The 15,741-nt window shown below is 67.2% G+C and carries 12 protein-coding genes; 6 read left to right on the forward strand and 6 right to left on the reverse strand.

Annotated features, from left to right (window positions below; translation table 11 throughout):
* Nucleotides 1-26 precede the first annotated feature (26 nt).
* The 3 genes from QSK00_RS06550 (at nucleotide 27) to QSK00_RS06560 (ending at nucleotide 3,735) form a co-directional block, all read left to right on the forward strand.
* Nucleotides 27-1,073: a glycosyltransferase family 4 protein gene (locus QSK00_RS06550; RefSeq protein ID WP_285588801.1), complete on the forward strand. Its 1,047-nt coding sequence runs from the start codon at nucleotides 27-29 to the stop codon at nucleotides 1,071-1,073.
* A gap of 500 nt (nucleotides 1,074-1,573) precedes the next feature.
* The gene (locus QSK00_RS06555; RefSeq protein WP_285589513.1) at nucleotides 1,574-2,377 is read left to right on the forward strand and encodes an O-antigen ligase family protein; all 804 of its coding nucleotides are present in this window, start codon (nucleotides 1,574-1,576) and stop codon (nucleotides 2,375-2,377) included.
* 23 nt (nucleotides 2,378-2,400) lie between these two features.
* Complete coding sequence (locus tag QSK00_RS06560) at nucleotides 2,401-3,735, forward strand: UDP-glucose dehydrogenase family protein (protein ID WP_285588803.1); 1,335 nt, start codon at nucleotides 2,401-2,403, stop codon at nucleotides 3,733-3,735.
* A 773-nt stretch (nucleotides 3,736-4,508) separates the two neighbouring features.
* Here QSK00_RS06560 and QSK00_RS06565 read toward each other — a convergent pair.
* Nucleotides 4,509-5,738 (reverse strand): DUF1501 domain-containing protein, encoded by a 1,230-nt coding sequence (locus QSK00_RS06565; protein WP_285588805.1) that lies wholly within the window; start codon nucleotides 5,736-5,738, stop codon nucleotides 4,509-4,511.
* Nucleotides 5,735-7,042, reverse strand: a complete 1,308-nt coding sequence (locus QSK00_RS06570) for a DUF1800 domain-containing protein (protein ID WP_285588807.1) — start codon at nucleotides 7,040-7,042, stop codon at nucleotides 5,735-5,737. Before QSK00_RS06570 ends, QSK00_RS06565 begins: the two co-directional genes overlap by 4 nt.
* 292 nt (nucleotides 7,043-7,334) lie before the next feature.
* On the opposite strand from QSK00_RS06570, the gene QSK00_RS06575 reads away from it, so the two are divergent.
* The gene (locus tag QSK00_RS06575; RefSeq protein ID WP_285588809.1) at nucleotides 7,335-8,315 is read left to right on the forward strand and encodes an LCP family protein; all 981 of its coding nucleotides are present in this window, start codon (nucleotides 7,335-7,337) and stop codon (nucleotides 8,313-8,315) included.
* 582 nt (nucleotides 8,316-8,897) lie between these two features.
* On the opposite strand, the gene QSK00_RS06580 is transcribed toward QSK00_RS06575, so the two are convergent.
* The gene (locus QSK00_RS06580; RefSeq protein ID WP_285588810.1) at nucleotides 8,898-9,521 is read right to left on the reverse strand and encodes a hypothetical protein; all 624 of its coding nucleotides are present in this window, start codon (nucleotides 9,519-9,521) and stop codon (nucleotides 8,898-8,900) included.
* 188 nt (nucleotides 9,522-9,709) lie between these two features.
* On the opposite strand from QSK00_RS06580, the gene QSK00_RS06585 reads away from it, so the two are divergent.
* A complete protein-coding gene (locus QSK00_RS06585; protein WP_285588812.1) occupies nucleotides 9,710-10,384 on the forward strand; it encodes a DUF6308 family protein in 675 nt (224 codons plus the stop codon).
* A 303-nt stretch (nucleotides 10,385-10,687) separates the two neighbouring features.
* Here the strand turns inward: QSK00_RS06585 and QSK00_RS06590 are convergent, their stop codons facing one another.
* Nucleotides 10,688-12,199, reverse strand: a complete 1,512-nt coding sequence (locus tag QSK00_RS06590; RefSeq protein ID WP_285588814.1) for a family 16 glycosylhydrolase — start codon at nucleotides 12,197-12,199, stop codon at nucleotides 10,688-10,690.
* Nucleotides 12,200-12,350: 151 nt separating this feature from the next.
* Nucleotides 12,351-13,142, reverse strand: coding sequence for a CAP domain-containing protein (locus QSK00_RS06595; RefSeq protein WP_285588815.1), 792 nt, complete (start codon nucleotides 13,140-13,142; stop codon nucleotides 12,351-12,353).
* Nucleotides 13,143-14,118: 976 nt separating this feature from the next.
* Here QSK00_RS06595 and QSK00_RS06600 point away from each other — a divergent pair.
* Nucleotides 14,119-15,378, forward strand: a complete 1,260-nt coding sequence (locus QSK00_RS06600; RefSeq protein WP_285588817.1) for a hypothetical protein — start codon at nucleotides 14,119-14,121, stop codon at nucleotides 15,376-15,378.
* Between the two features lie 9 nt (nucleotides 15,379-15,387).
* Here QSK00_RS06600 and QSK00_RS06605 read toward each other — a convergent pair whose 3' ends face one another.
* Nucleotides 15,388-15,543 (reverse strand): hypothetical protein, encoded by a 156-nt coding sequence (locus QSK00_RS06605; protein ID WP_285588818.1) that lies wholly within the window; start codon nucleotides 15,541-15,543, stop codon nucleotides 15,388-15,390.
* Nucleotides 15,544-15,741 lie beyond the last annotated feature (198 nt).

Below are 15,741 nucleotides of genomic sequence, written 5' to 3' on the forward strand. Positions count from 1 at the left end.
TCCCCCAGCTAGTCCCTTTCTATGGGATGGAACGAGCTGCTTATTATGTGTTGAGTGCATTGCGTGATCAAGGTGTTCTCGTCTCGGCGACAGTGCTGTCTGGGGGAGTGCCTTCAGAATTTGAGCCGTTTGACGTAGACCTTCTTGATGGGGGCGAGCGATTGACTCGGCTTATCGAGATTATCCCCAAGCTGCGCTCGTCCCTCTCACGTAGAGCGCCCGACGTCGTCGTGGGGAGCGGCCTTTGGGCATCAGTCCCCTTGGGCGTGGCACTGATCGGGTTGGGACCGCGGTTTGTTCATTGGGAGCATTCGCTGCTAGAACCACGTCTACAGCTCGACCCTCGATTGCGACTCCTGGCAAATTGCTTGAAACTAGTACCTAAGTCCCCGGAATTGGTAGTAGCGGTTTCGAATGCGGTTCTAGAGGCCGCCAGGCTGATGTACAGCCGCGTGGGAGAGTTTGAAGTTATACCTAATGTTGTGATTGAACCAAACCGTCGGAGCACTGGCGAGGAATTGAGGACATTGCCGCCCGAGACAGGGGTGCGCCTTCTGACGACAGGCGCCTTTCGGCAATACAAGAACTACCGCACAGCAGTTACTGCGATGCTCTTTCTGCCGCAGAGATTTACGCTTACGATGGTGGGTGACGGGCCTCAGAGGGAGATGCTGGAGGCCCTTGTTGCGAAATACGGACTGGGCGACCGCGTGTCATTTAGGGGCCGAGTGCCCAACGTTCGAGATTTTCTGCTCGATGCCGATCTTCTGGTGCATCCGTCGTTAGCGGAAACTTTCGGGTTTAGTCTCGTTGAAGCCGCTCATTACCGTGTTCCCGTTGTTAATCTACCTGCGCCGGCTATGAGCGAGCTTGTCCCTGTACTTGTTCCTGGTGCGACTGCAGCGGGGTTCTCGCCGGAACAGCTTGCGTACGCAATCAACATTGTTGCAAGCAATCCGCCCAGTTCGGAAGACTTCGATACGGCTCGTGACCGGCGTTCGGTGAAGTTCTCACCGGACACAGTTGGGAGACAATGGTGTAACGTGCTGGATCGATTTGCAGCGGTGATTTAGCGGTGTCCCTTCCAATAGAAGTTGAGTACTTCGCAGCTCTTCTGTCACTCTTGGGTGTGGCGGGCTTGGCGTGCGTGTTCCGCAATAGGTCCGCATTTCTCAGGAATGGGCCGCTCGTGCTAGTTGCCCTATATACAATAGGCACGACTGCGGTCGTACTCTTGTTGCCAGGCTACACTGCATACCCGCTAGGCGGGCTAGCGGTCGCACTTCTCTCTCTTTCGTTCTGCTTCTTCTCCTCGCGACAACAGGTCTTGGGATCGCAGGATGAGTTCGTCAGGCTTGCGTGGGTATGCTTCGGCCTGTTGGTGGTTTGGTGTTCTTTCGTTGATTTCCTAACTGTTCCAGGGATTTATGGTGGTCGATGGGTCGGATATGGAGTTGCGGCGCTCCAATGGTTAGCTGTCGGTCATCTCTTGTCGTACGCGCGTGTTTCTATGAGAGATCTCGCTACGATTACCCTGTTGATTGTGTCTTTATTAATAGCGCCATCCTTCTTCATGGGCGCCAGTTTTTGGCTCCCGTGCAAGACGGGAGACCTTGAGAAATGTTCAATAGCAGGCGCCTTATTCACGAGTTTCGCTACGTCGGAGAATGTTGTTGGGATCATCGCCGCGTTCGGCTTGATCTTGAGCTTGCAGGGTTTCTCTGGACGGGTCAGAATAGCCAGCGTCCTAATTTTCGGGATGGTTGTACTGCTGTCCGGCTCGCGTACCGCATATGTTACTTTGATTATTGCTCTGTCCTGGCATGCTGTATCGTCGCTGATCGAACGTCAAAGAAAAGTTTTCCGCATTCCTTTTCCTGTCGGTCTGACATTGGGAGTTGCGGCTGCATCGGCTGCCATGTTTTTGATCTATACGGCGGAACCTGAGAGTTTCAGCAGGCGTGGTCGCATCTGGATCGCGGTTTCTTCACAGGTGGACGATCAGATAGTTACGGGGATCGGTCTATCAAAGTGGGTCTATTTCCAGACCTTGGGTGAGGCTCCCGATCATTTCTTTCACTCCGGGTACGCGTTGCTGTACTTTTCGGGTGGGTTAGTGGCGTTGCTCCTTTCGGCTGTCGTCTTAGCTGGGTTGCTTGCCGCAGAATCACCGCTTGGGCGTGGTTTAACAGAGAAATCCCTTGTAGTTCTCTTCGCAACATATTCATTCACGGAGACAATTTGGAATCCATTAGCGGTCGACACTTACTCGTGGATTGTCATCGGAATCTTTTTAACTGCTGCGGCGACTCCAAGCGATAGACTGTTTGACGCAAGAAAACTGTTGAGTGCGCAATCAAAGACGCAAAATATCTGAGTTTCCAGAGAGGGGTGTCAGGGGTGTTCGGGCGTCGGGTGATGGTGGTGGGGACGGGCTACGTCGGGCTCACGACGGGGGCCTGTCTGGCGTCGTTGGGTCACGAGGTGGTGTGCGCGGACATCGACGCGGGCAAGGTGGAGCGCCTGCGTCGGGGTGTGGTGGACATCGTGGAGCCGGATCTGGCGGAGCTGGTCTCCGAGCAGACCTCGGCCGGGCGGTTGTCGTTCGTGGTCGGCGCGGGGGCGGCGCTGGGTGCGTTCGAGGACTCCCGGCCCGCGGAGGTGCTGTTCCTCTGCGTGCCGACGCCGATGGGCGCGGGCGGGGTGGCCGACCTGCGCGCGGTGGAGTCGGTCATCGAGGAGGTCGGCGCCGAGCTGGCGGCGGGCACCGTGGTGGTCAACAAGTCGACGGTGCCGGTGGGCACGGCGGCGCGGACCGCGGAGCTGCTCGAGCGCACCGACGTCGCGGTGGTGTCGAACCCGGAGTTCCTGCGGGAGGGGTCGGCGGTCAAGGACTTCCTGGGCCCGGACCGGATCGTGGTCGGCTCGGACAACCAGGACGCCGCGGAGCGGGTGGCGGCGCTGTATGCGCGCCTCGGTGCTCCGACGGTGCTCACCGACGCGGCGTCGGCGGAGCTGATGAAGTACGCCGCGAACTGCTTCCTGGCGATGAAGCTGTCGTACGTGAACGCGATGGCCGAGCTGTGCGAGCGGGTCGGCGCCGACATCGGGGACGTGACCGAGGGGATCGGCTACGACCGGCGGATCGGGCAGGCCTTCCTCTCGCCCGGCCCGGGGTGGGGCGGGTCGTGCCTGCCGAAGGACACGCACGCGTTGTTGCAGGTGGCGGACTCGGCGGACTTCGAGTTCCGGTTGCTGCGGGCGACGATCGACACGAACACCCGGCAGCGGCAGCGGATCGTGGACAAGGTGCGCCTGGCGGTGACCGGGAAGCGCACGGGGTCGCTGTCGCGGGTGCGCCTGGCGCTGCTGGGGCTGACGTTCAAGGCGGGCACCGACGACCTGCGTGACTCCCCGGCGTTGGCGATCGCGGCGCTGCTGCGCCAGGCCGGCGCGGACCTCGTCGGGTTCGACCCGATGCTGCGCGGTCCGGGTGAGCTCGACGGCATCACGCTGGCGTCCGACGCCGTGGAGGCCGCCCAGGGCGCCGAGGCCGTCGTCGTCCTCACCGAGTGGGCGGAGTTCCGCACCCTGGACTGGGCCGAGATCGCCGGGGTGACGAAGCAGCCGATCGTCGTCGACACCCGCAACATCGTCGACCCGGCCACCCCGCGCCGGGCCGGCCTCACCGCCGTCGGCCTCGGCCGCCAGCAAGACACTGTTCACCAAACATGATCAAGAACGAAAGCGCCCGCTGATCTTCGCGCTGTGTCGGCCGCTCCAGTGAGACCCACGCGCCGCCGCGTTTCGAGCGCTGACCGGCCCTAGTCCAGGCTTCGGCGTCTAGTTCAGGTGGTAAGCACCTGTCTCTATCGATCGGGCGAGGAGGACTCGGAGATGGTATTGGGCGCCTCTCTTGCAATGCGCGTGCGTGAAGGCCGTCGTGTCGGTCCAGCCTGGCGCTCTAGTCTACTTGAGCCCGATAATCGTGCGTTCAAGGTAAGGGTTCGCCCCGTGCCGGCCTTTCGTATGGCGACTTTTGAGACCGTCGGGCCACCCCTCAAACAATCCGCAGACGCCTTCGGCGAGACGTAGCCATCCCGTACGGCGGACGAGTCACCTACTTGACAACCGCCTCGCTCATGAGCGCGTTGGTCGTCAAGCGTGAAGGAAACGGAGCCGTACCTCCGCGCGGTGAACATGAGGTCGTCTACCGTAAACTGCGCGTATTGTTCCGCGACTGGCCCGACCGGAGCTTATCTGGCGGGCAAGGATTTAAGGCTCGGAGCTAATAGGGATCCTTATACGGTGTGTCACACCGCGAAGTACCGCCCTGCGAACGACGGCCCGTGATTTCTGCCATCGCGACCTGATGCCCGAACGGCAGTGCGGGCTTTCGACGGCGTCGAAGCGTGTACGCGAGGAGGGCATCCATTGGCCTGGAAGAGAAGCCTACCGGTCTGAACTCGGGCGGGAGGCTTGCTAGGCGCGTTCCCATCTGAGGAGAGTCAGGCGAGGACGTTGTCGAACCGACCAGGGTGGCCGCCGACGATCTGATCGGGGGCGGCGCCGAGGACGTTCTCGGTGAGGGTCGCGTACAGGTCGCGGAAGTCGACGTGGGAGCGCAGGTCGCCGCCGTCGAGGTCGGTGAGGCTGGGGGTCTGGCCGGTGAGGCCGCCGGTGACTGGGGTGCCGGCGAGCAGGACCGGGCCGGCGGTGCCGTGGTCGGTGCCGTCGGAGCCGTTGGCCTTGACGCGGCGGCCGAACTCGGAGTGGACCATGACGACGACCTGGCGGCCGGGGTCGGTGGCTTCGAGGCGGGTTATGAAGGGGGCGAGGGCGGTGTCGAGTTGGCCGAGGAGGCGTTCCTGGGTTCGGCGTTCATCGGCGTGGGTGTCGAAGCCTCCGAGGGACGCGGAGTAGACCCGGGTCGGGACGCGGGCTTCAATCAGGGCGGCGATGAGCTGGAGCTGGCGGTCGAGGTCGCCGGTGGGGTTATCCTTCCCGGCCCGTTGCATGGCGGCGGTGGTGGTGCGGCGCAGGGTGGCGAGGTGGCCGATGGAGGCGGCGGTGCGGGCGCGCCAGTCCTCGTCGTCCAGGTCGGGCGAGGCAAGGGCGGCGACGGCGTTGCCGAGCGGCCCCTTCGGCAGCTCGAGAGCGCCGGCGGCGATGGTGGAGCCGGCGTAGCGGTCGCCGACGAGCAGGGGTGGCAGGACCGGGTCAGTGGACAGGGCGCGTAGGGGGTCGGCGGCTGAGCCGTCGCTGGTGGCGTCGAGCCAGCGGCCGAGCCAGCCGGCGCCGTTGGGGCTGGTGGGGTTGGCGGTCTGCCAGATGGCCATGGAGCGGAAGTGGCTGTGGTCGGGCTGGGGGTAGCCGACGCCCTGGACGACGGCGAGCGACCCGTCGTCGTAGAGGCCCTTGAGGCCGCGCAGGGCGGGGTTGAAGCCGAGGCCGTCGCCGAGGTCGAGGACCTCGTCGGAGCGGTAGGCGAGCTCGGGGCGGGAGCGCTGGTAGACGTCGTCGCCCGCGGGGATGACGGTGTTGAGGCCGTCGTTGCCGCCGTAGAGGGTGACCACGACCAGGACGCCGGCGTCGGGGTCGAGGTCCCCGGCGGAGCCGGCGATCTCCTCCCACCCGATTGCCGTAGCGCCGATCGCGGCGGCCCCGGTGACAGCCGTGGCCGCCAGGAAACGTCGGCGGGTGAGGACGGGGACCGTGGTGCTCCAGGGGCTTCTCATCCGCTCACCACGTACTCCGGGCTGACCGCCGCGACGATCAGCAGCTGACGAGGATCGGCGACCTGGCTCAGCGCGGCGCGGGTCCGGGCGCTCCAGGCGTCGACGCCCAGGGTGGCGCGGGCCCATTCGGCCCGCGCGTTGGTTCCCGACGGCGGGTCGTCCACGCTCCCGAGCGTGCCGCCGGTCAGAAGTACGGCGGCGAAGCGGACACGGGCGACGGTCGCGGTCGGGGTGATGTACGGGGCTCCGGCGGGCCAGCCGCCGACGTTCGGCGGCCTGAACGGCGTCTGGCCGAGGGCCTTGAGCTGGTTCAGCGCCGTGGCGCGGTCCTTGTCGTCGAGCGTGCCGACCGGTCGTCCGACCGCCCGGGCGAGGCCGACGGCCCACTCCACGGGCTGCTTGACGAGGGTCTTGGTCGGGTCGCGGAATGCTGCGGAGGTGGCGAGGGCCCGGAGGAGCCCGCGGACCGACGTCCCGGGGCCGTACGCGTCGGTGAGCTGCTCGAGCTCGGCCTCCGACGGCGAGTCGCTCGACACCAGGCGGTTCCACAGGCGGGTGGCGATGAAGCGGGCGGAGTCGGGGCGTGCGGTGAGCAGGTCGACCAGGGAGTCGCTGTCGAGGCCGGCGATGCTGCCGAGAACCGTCTTAGGGCCGTCGTCGAAGTTCGCCTTCTTGAATGTCAGTGCCCGGTCTTTATAGCTCCACCCTGTGAGGGCGCGTGCGGCCTGGCGGACGTCGCTCTCCGAGTATTCACCGACACCGAGGGTGAACAATTCCATCAGTTCGCGGCCGAGGTTCTCGTTGGGAGCGAACTTCCGGTTGGTATGGTTGTCGAGCCAGATATTGAGGGCGGGGTCGACGACCATGGCTTGGGCGAGCTTCGCGACCGAGTCCTGGCCCTGGGCGCGGAACGTCTGGTTCTGAGTGAGCATGAGTCCGACGTCGCGGACCTTTTCGTTGCTCGTGGCGAAGTGCCCGTGCCAGAACCACGTGAGCTTCTCGGCCCGGGGCGCCTTGACCGTGGCCATGCGGTCGAGCCACCAGAGGATCGCCTGGCGCTCCTGGTCGGATCGCTGCTGGTCCTGGGCCTTCCGAGCAGGATCGTCGGCCGGAAGGTCCCGGATCTGCGGCGGGTCCGGGACGTTCGTCGGGGCGGGCTCGTCGATCGTGAGCAGCTTCGTGAGGGTGACGTCGGGGCCCTCGAGGATGCTCTGCTCGAGGTCCTGCCGGGTGGCGCCCAGGCCGAGCCGGTCGTGCAGTCGACGCACGACCGCCCGTTCGCTCAGAGCCCCCCGGTCCGGCATGGCGTCGAGTATGTCGGGTCCGCGGATGAGGCCGGCGTGTGGTCACGGAATCGTCATGAAGTTCTGCGTGTCGTACGGAGTGTCGTCAGTCAAAAACAGTGCGTTGACGCTTGCTGCGGCATTCGGGTGATGTGTGACCGATGGGGCTAACGGACGAATATCCACTGCGGAGACACTCGTGACGTCGTCCGAGTGGGGGAGTACGACAGTGCCGGCAACAGATCTTCTTCCGATGCGTCCGGAACCGGAAGCGCCTGACGAGAACCGTCGGCGTCGTATTCTCCGGGGGCTGATGTTCCTGCTGGGGGCGGGCCTGGTCCTGGCGCTGCTCGCCGCGGGCGGGTTGTTCGCCGTCACGCAGCAGTTCAGCGACCGGATGCACCGCTACGACGGGGTCTTCGACATCGATCCGTCGACCCGGCCGGTGCAGGGGGAGGGGCAGACGTTCCTGCTCGTCGGCACCGACACCCGCTCGCCGGACCCGACCACCGGCACGGAGGCGACCGCGTCGGACTGGGTGCCCGGCGCGCAGCGCAGTGACGTGATCATGCTGGTGAACGTGGCCGACGACGGTTCGCGCGCGTCGGTGGTGTCGATCCCGCGTGACTCGTGGGTGCCCATCCCGGGCCACGGCACGAGCAAGATCAACGCGGCGTACTCGTGGGGTGGGCCGTCGCTGCTGGTGCAGACCGTGGAGGCGCTGACCCGCGTGCGGGTCGACCACTTCGCGGTCATCGACTTCGCCGGGTTCGCGCAGATGACCGACGCGGCCGGGGGGATCGACGTCAACGTCGGGCAGGCGTCGAACTTCGGCGGGGTGGCGGTGCCTGCGGGTCCGCAGCACCTCGACGGTGCGCACGCGCTGTCCTACGTCCGGGAACGCAAGAGCCTGCCGGGCGGCGACTTCGACCGGGTGCGCCGTCAGCAGAACGCGCTGCGGGCGCTGGCCACCTCGGCGATCAGCTCGGGGACGCTCTCGAGCCCTACCCGGGCCTACGGGCTGGCGGACTCGCTGGTGACGTGGGTGGGCGTGGACGACACGTTCAGCGCGTCCGACCTGCGGTCGTTCGTGTGGGGATTGCGCGACCTCCGCGCGTCGAACATCGACTTCCTGACCGCGCCCGTGGCCGGGACGGGCATGGAGGGCGCGGCATCGGTGGTCTATCTCGACGCCGACCGGGCCACCGAGCTGTGGTTCGCGGTGAACACCGACGGCGTCCCGGCGTGGGTGGACAGCCACCCCTCGGCGGCGCTGCCGGCGGTGCCGCGGTAGGCGGCCTTCGCGAGGCGCATCCGGCATCGTCCGTCAGGCTTCTCGCGTCACCTCCGATCGCGCGCCGTCAGCTCAGCAGCCGGACACGTGCGACTGATCCGCCTGGGCCCACGGCTGAGGTCTCGGTCCCAGACGGCAGGTCAGGCGCGCCCACCACTCCACGCCGAGCGCGGAGGCGCTCCTGTGCAGCAATGACCGCTGCCCGCGGTTCGATGAGATAGGCGTCGACCTCCGACAACACTCCGAGGAACACGTCGAGTTCCCCGCCCGGGAAGCCGTATCGCTGACGAAGCCCGACGGCAGGCTCGTCGCGATCCGTCGTCTCCTCGACCCGAGGTCGGTCCACCCGCACGCGAGGAGGCCGCGCGACGTCGGTGGTGAGGCCACGTTGCGCGCGCCAGGCGTCAGCCGCCCGGGCGTTTCCCGCTGTCTCCGCCAGGTTCTCGAAGGATGCTGCCTGTACGGCAAGAACAAGGCCGTCATCGGCCGAACGGCGGCCTTCCCGGTTCGCTCCGACCTCGACGGACGCCGTGGTGATCCGAGATCCGGTGACGAGGGTGCTGACAACGAGTCCAGGCAGGTTCATATCTCGAACTGCGGGTGCGATCTGTCGGCACCCGCTCGCCAGGCTTTCTTCACATGGGATGGAGTTCTGGTCCCCTTCGACTCCACGAGGGCGACAGTGAAGTTCGTGTGGCCGGGCCGCCGAGCAGCCAGCACGAAGTCAGGCCGATGCTCGCTCTTCGCTGCCCAACTCACGAGGCGGGCGGGTAGTTGATCCACGTCGGCGACCCAGATCGGCGAGGCCGGGTCTGCCCGAGATGCCATCCATCTCGATCCTGTGTGCAGGCCGAACGCGATCCCGAGCTCCTCGCTCAGGACTCGACGCTGGTTGCCGCACACGGCTTCCCCGGGTTCGGAGAGCACCAGGTGGTCTTTCTTGTGCTCGAAGGAGCCCACGTAGCGCGCGACCGCCCAGTTCGCCTGTACCTGGAGGAGGTCGGCGCTCAGCGTTGCGGCTGATGCCACCGCGAGTCCGCGGAGCGCTTCGAGTGGGACGACGGGTTGAGGCCCGTTCAGCGCAGCGCAGGCTGCGAGGCGAGCGTGGGGCAGGTCGGCGCGTATCGGCAACGCCTCATCGCTGACACCGCGCACTGCCGTCCTGGCCGTGAGCGTGTGTAGGGCGTGCTTCAACGCGCCGTTCATGATCCTCCTCGGTGGTTGTCGGCATCGTCCCGGGAGCGTGCGTGGTGGAGGACCATGATCACCCGAATGCCGAGGTGCCGGGCAGTTTCTTGTCGAGGGAGATCGCATCGTCGGTTCATCCAGTCGAGCTGGCACACCCCAGGGTGTCGACCCGGCCTGGGAGATAGGGAGTCCCTAACGTTCCCGGCATGAGCGACGCCCGCCTGCCCGCCCATATCTCTGTCGCGGCGAAAGGCGACCGTCGCGCGCGAGACTGGTGTGTCCGAGCAGTCGACAGCTACACCCATGCCACGCTCGCGCACGGCGGCCCGCGTTACTCCGGCTCGCGCTTCGATGATGTCGCGGCCTCAGACCCTGATCGGATCACGCCGGGCGACCTGCTCGCGGTCACCATGCTCGACGTCGCGGTGCCCGCCGACGCGGTGATCCGCTTCCTCGGCCCGGCGGCCGACCACATCACGAGCCTTCTGACCGATGTCCGGGCGGACGTCGACCTGCACGAGGTGGACGTCAAGGAGGTCGCGAACAGCTCGAAGGCAGGCAAGTTGTGGACCTACCTCCGAGCGTGGAACCGACCGGATCCTGGCACCGGCCCCACGACGACCTCGAAGCTCCTCGCCCGGAAACGTCCGCGATTGCTTCCCATCTGGGACCGGGTCGTCGGGGAGCAGCTCGGGCTCCGCGACCACCGCGATCACTGGCGGGAAGTTCACGAACTCCTCCAAGATCGAGGGCTCGTCGAGCTCTTGTCCACGACGCGCTCGGAGGCCCGCGTCGACGGACTTGCACTCCTCCGGGTGCTCGACATCCTGCTGTGGATGAGCGATACGCTGCGCTACGACGGCCCGGAGTACAGCTCGTAGCCGGCGTCCTGCTCAGACGCGCCGCGTAGGGTTCCTGAGCTTGCCTGAACCTCGGCCCTCGACGGGTCGGCGGCGACGCGCAGTGGGAAGGTTGCTTGACCGCGGTACAAGGCGTTCGCCTCCGCGATCGGAGTCGGCGTGAGGGAACGCGCGAACGACCCGTGGTGGGGGGAGAGGTCCCCGACCACGGGTGGATCGGTGCTGTTTCCTGCCCGGACGCCGTATCGGACGTCCTGGTGACGCCGGTGCGGCGGCCGACGCGGGCCGCGCACGATGACGTGCGCGGCCCACGTCGATGGGACCTCAGATCGCGGGCTTGTCGTAGACCCGCACGTAGTCGACGTACATCTTGGCCGGGAAGGTGGTGCCCGACGTCGAGTCGCCCGGCATGTCCCCGCCCACGGCGAGGTTGAGGATGATCGAGTGCTTGCCCTGGAAGGACTTCCAGGCAGCCCCGGCCTCGGAGGCGGTCAGCGTCTTCAGGACCTTGCCGTCCACGCTCCACTTGATGTAGCCGGTGTTCGAGGCGTCCCAGTCCACGGCGTAGGTGTGCCAGTCGGCGATGGTGCCGGAGGGCAGCGCGTAGCCCTTGCCGGAGTTGAACGGCGTCACGGTTCCGTTCGTCGACGTGCCTCCGTGGGCGAACTCGTACGCCGTCGTGGGCGTGTTGCCGAGGGCCTCGAGGATGTCGATCTCGCCCGACACCGGCCAGGGCGCGCCCGTGGCCTTGGTCTGGTCACCGACGGTCCAGAACGCGGGCCACAGTCCGGCGCCGGTCGGGAGCTTCATCCGAGCCTCGAAGTGGCCTCCGGCGCGCGCGAACGTCGGGGTGCCTCCGCTGGCCCAGTTCTGCATCGTCAGCCGGGACGACGCGTAGGTGCACGTCTTCGAGCCACACTTCGTGTTGCTCGTGTCGAGGTTCTTGTCCGCGGTCAGGACGAGGTTGCCGGCGCCGTCCTGGCGGGCGTGGTTCTCCAGATACTGCGCAATCGTGCCGGTGCAGCCCGACTTCCAGCAGTCGTCGTTGAGCCAGTAGCTCGCCGACAGCCCCTGGTTCGGGCCGGAGCCGGCCGCGGCGTTGAACTCGGACGCGAAGACCAGGTTGCCGGGAGAGGCGCTTGCGCCGACGACGAGAATCTTGTGGGGGTCGAGGTTGTACCAGGTGCCGTTGACCTGAACCGCGACGAACACGTCGTAGGACCCGGCCGCGAAGGAGCGTGCGCCCGAGGTGAAGGTGTAACCACCGGTCGGGACGCTGGCAGCCGTCGCGCCCGGGAAGTCGAACTGCCCGCCCGAGGCGTTGCGGGCCGCGATGGTGACGGCCTGGACGTTGACGGTGGCGTTGGCTCCACGCAGGCGTGCCGACGCCGTGACGCTCTGGCCCGCAGCAGCGGTCGGGAGGGTCAGGCTGTCGACCACGACCCCCGAACTCGCGCCACCGACGGTGAAGGACTTCGTCGGCGTCAGGTTGTACCAGGCACCGCCGACCTGGACGGCGACGAAGGCGCTGTAGGTGCCCGCCGCGAAGGTGCGGGTGCCCGACGTGAAGGTGTAGCCCGAGGCCGGGACGCCCACGTTGGTCGCAGCGCCGGGGAAGTCGAACTGCGCGCCGGAGCTGTTGCGGACGGCAATGGTGATGGCCTGGACCGTCACCGTGCCACTGGTGCTGTGCACGCGAGCGGAGGCGTTCACGCTCGAGGCGGGCCCGGCGGAGGTCGGCACCGTGAGCAGGTCGACGGTGATGTTCGGCGCGGCAGCCGAGGCGGCCGGAGCGATCAGACCGGCCGTGAGAATGGATGCGCCGGCGACGAGCATGCCGACGAGCAACGCCAGCAGGCGTCGGCGACGAGCGACAACAGATTTCACTGGTTCCCCCCAAGGAACGGAAGCCGCCCGTCACCGTGACGACGGCTCGACGCGCGCGGCATCGGCGCCGCGAGCGGAGAATGGTGTGAGAAGGCCGGAATCAGTTGGCGAACATCTGCACCCAGCGGCCCGAGTTGCGGGCGTCGTACCCGACCCCGGTCCGGGTGAAGGAGCAGGTCAGGATGTTCCGGCGATGCCCTTCGGAGTTCATCCATCCGACCACGACGCTGTCGGCGTCGCGGTAGCCCATCGCAATATTGTCGGCCAGCGTCCGAAACGACACGCCGGCGGCTTGCGCGCGGCCCGTGGAACTCGCCGGAGTCGGCGCCCTGCCGGTGTGGCTGAAGTAGTTCCGTGCGGCCATGTCCGCGGCGTAGTTCTGCGACGCGGCCGCGAGGCCGCCATCGACGCGCAGTGGACCGCAGTGGGCGCGAGCCCGCTGCGCGTTGGTCAGCTCGACGACCCGGGCGGCCGGGGAAGAGGTCGCGGGGGCTGTCAGCGAGGTCTGCGTGGACCAGACCGGCCGGTTCCCGGGTGCGACGACGACGAGGTTGCCGTCGTCCTGGAGGACCAGCACAGCGCCGTTGTTCCCGCCCGTGCTCGTCGACCAGCGTGGGACGTTCCCACGGCTGTACACGACGAAGTTGCCGTCGCCCTGCATCCTTGCGACGGCGTCCGGCTGCCCTCCGGTGCCGCTCGACCAGACCGGACGGTTCCCGGGAAAGACGAGCACCAGATTTCCGTCGCACTGCATCCGTAGCACGGCCTGGCCATTCGGGGAGGAGATGCTGGCGCAGGTGTTGATCTGCCCGCCCGCCCCGAGAACGGTGTTCGCCGCGGACGCCGCCGGAGCGGCGTGGAAAGCGAGGGAGACTGCAAGAATGGCGACCACCGCCCACGTTGCCCAGCGAACAGATCGCCCGACCGGTTGGGTGCCGACGAATGGTCGACGCAGCAAGATCCTGCGCATGGAACCCCCAGGGAAGAGATGACACGGCAGTGCCCCGCGCATTCGATGTGCGGCTTTCCGCGAGACAGAGCGGGCGTGCCGTGAGATCAGTCGTCTTCCTTGAGGATGTGGTTACCGAATCAGGCGGTCTTCACCCGCTTGGAGCAGTGTGGTCGTCACGTGGAGGAACGTTCAGTCAGTCGTCTGGGCAAGGACTGCGGGTTCCCTTTCGCCCGTCCGGTCTCGCGGAGTACGTGCCCGAACTCATCGTGGTCTTGGGGACGGGGACGATGCCTCAGAACGAGGAACTGCCCTGCTCGCGATGGTGGTGGGCGGGTGGGCCTCAGCCGCATCCGCGCGAGCACCTCACGGAGCGCGAACTCGAACGGCTTTGACGCCGAGAGCGTCGTGATCTTGATCCTGCTGAGGAGCTCGAGTTCCGCGACTGCCGAATTCCTTGAGCCGCGCGGGCCGGGCCGCCGGGGTCCCGCATGCGCTGCAGAGGGCGTCACCGACATCGGCCTGGCGGAGCAGGAGCCGCAGGCCGTGCCGGTCGCCGGGACCGTCATCGCGCCGTTACCGAATCCGTGGTCGCAGTCCGCCGGAAGCATGGAGCAACTGAGATGGCCCTCTGTGTCGTCGTCCTTGGCGAGGAGGAGTGGCGAAGGGTCAATTGGTCGTCCTGGGGGGACGTTCCGTGATCGTGAACGGGCGAAGTCTCGTACGGCCGGTGGGCCGCGCCGAGGCGCACCGGGCGGACATAGACCGACGCGGGTCCCGGATCTCCGAAACCGGTCTATGTGCCGACCGATCGGTCGACACACGGTCCAAACCGGGCCCCGGTCCATGTCGTTCTCTGTTCGGATGCCGGGAGCCGTGGGCGTTGTCGGCGGAGGGTGGGGGACGGATGAGTCGGTCGATGTCGGACGCACAGGTGGCGGTCGGGATCCGGGCGGTCGCGCTGGCGTCCGCCTTCCTCGTCCGCAAGCTCCGGGACCCGGAGTTCCTGGCGACCGCGGCCGGCGAGGAGGAGGACGCCCCGGTCATGGTGTCCGGGCCCCCAGCGACCGAGCCCGCGGTGGACGCCGACCGGGGCGGACGGTTCCGGTCCATCGTGAAGCGAGGCGGCGAACTCGCGAGGCAGGGCGGCGGTTACGCGCGGCAGGGCTTCGAACGCTGGGCCGCGGCTCGTCCGGGCACGCCCGCGTGGGAGGCCGCCGGACTCGATCAGCGCTGCGACTGGTGGTTCGCCAACCTGGGCCGGGCGACCTCCGTGCTCGCCGCACTCCCCGGACTGACCGGCGCCGCGGGGGACCGGATTCCCGTCCGTGACCTGGTCTCCGCAGCGGGACAGGGGCTGTTGCTCGTGGCGATCGCGCTCGAGTACGGGATCGAGGACACCGATGACCACGTCGCGCTGATCGGAGAGATCCTCTTCGGACGCCAGTTGGATGCCGCCGGGCAGGTCTCGGCCGCTCGGGACGAGGCCGACGAACTCGCCGTCGGCGCGACCCGTCGGGACGCCGGCCGCCGGGCGCAGGCGGCGGCACTCGTCCGGATCGGTCGGACGCTCAGCCAGCTCGAAGCGGAGCTCGGCAAACGGCCCCAGGGGCACCCCGGGCAGCGGTTGGTCGGTGCCCTGCCCGGGGTGGGTGTGATCGGGCACTACCGGGGTGAGCGGCGCGGACTGGAGGTCGTGTCCGAGCAGGGCCGGGCGTGGTGTGCGGCGCGACGCGCATCCCGCGGTGCCATCGAGGTCCCCGGACTCCCGTCACGGTCGGCCGTGGTCAGCCCCCGCGTGATCGCGGCGCCGCTGTTCGAGCACCGCGGGATCGCACGGCGCGCGCTCGACGGCGTCCCCGGCGCCGATGGTGCGCTCGTCGTCGGGGCCGCCGAAGCGGCCTGGCTCTCCCCGGGAGACGCCGTCCTGACCGAGATCGTTCTCGCGGTGACCCCGACCGACCTGCGCATCGCCGGACGGTCCGGGATGCGGCCCGACCCGATGGTCTGGACCTTCCTCCACCCCCATCTGGCGGACGATCACGTGCGCCGGGACCGCGGGGTTCTCGACTTCGTCGCACGCATTCCCGACGGCCGTTGGCTCGGGATCCGCCTGCTCGATCCCGAGAGCGGCGAGGCGATCCGCGAGGCCCGGGCTTCCGCGGTGGCCGCCCGCTGACTTCCGCCTTCACACGGGCAGGATCGCGTGACGGTCCATGAGGTGGGCGGTCATGGCGATGGCCGCGTCCGACGGCGAGGACGAGGAGCCGCCACTCGACCGGAAGGCGACGACGAGCCCGATCCCGAGCACGACGAGCAGCAGGACCATGACGAGGACGAGCACGGGGACTCCCGGAGGATCGGTTCGCGGGCATTCATGGAATTGCAGCTGTGCGTGGGGTCGCCGACAAAGGCGACGAGAATCGACACTTCGTGGACGTACCGGACATAGTCGCTGGTTAGGCGCCGTCGGGACGGATTCCGGCCTACTGGCTGCAAGATCGAGAAGGCGTCGGTCTATCGTCGTCCCCGTCGGACAACG

This window comes from Actinomycetospora sp. NBRC 106378 (assembly GCF_030269685.1).
GTDB lineage: Bacteria > Actinomycetota > Actinomycetes > Mycobacteriales > Pseudonocardiaceae > Actinomycetospora.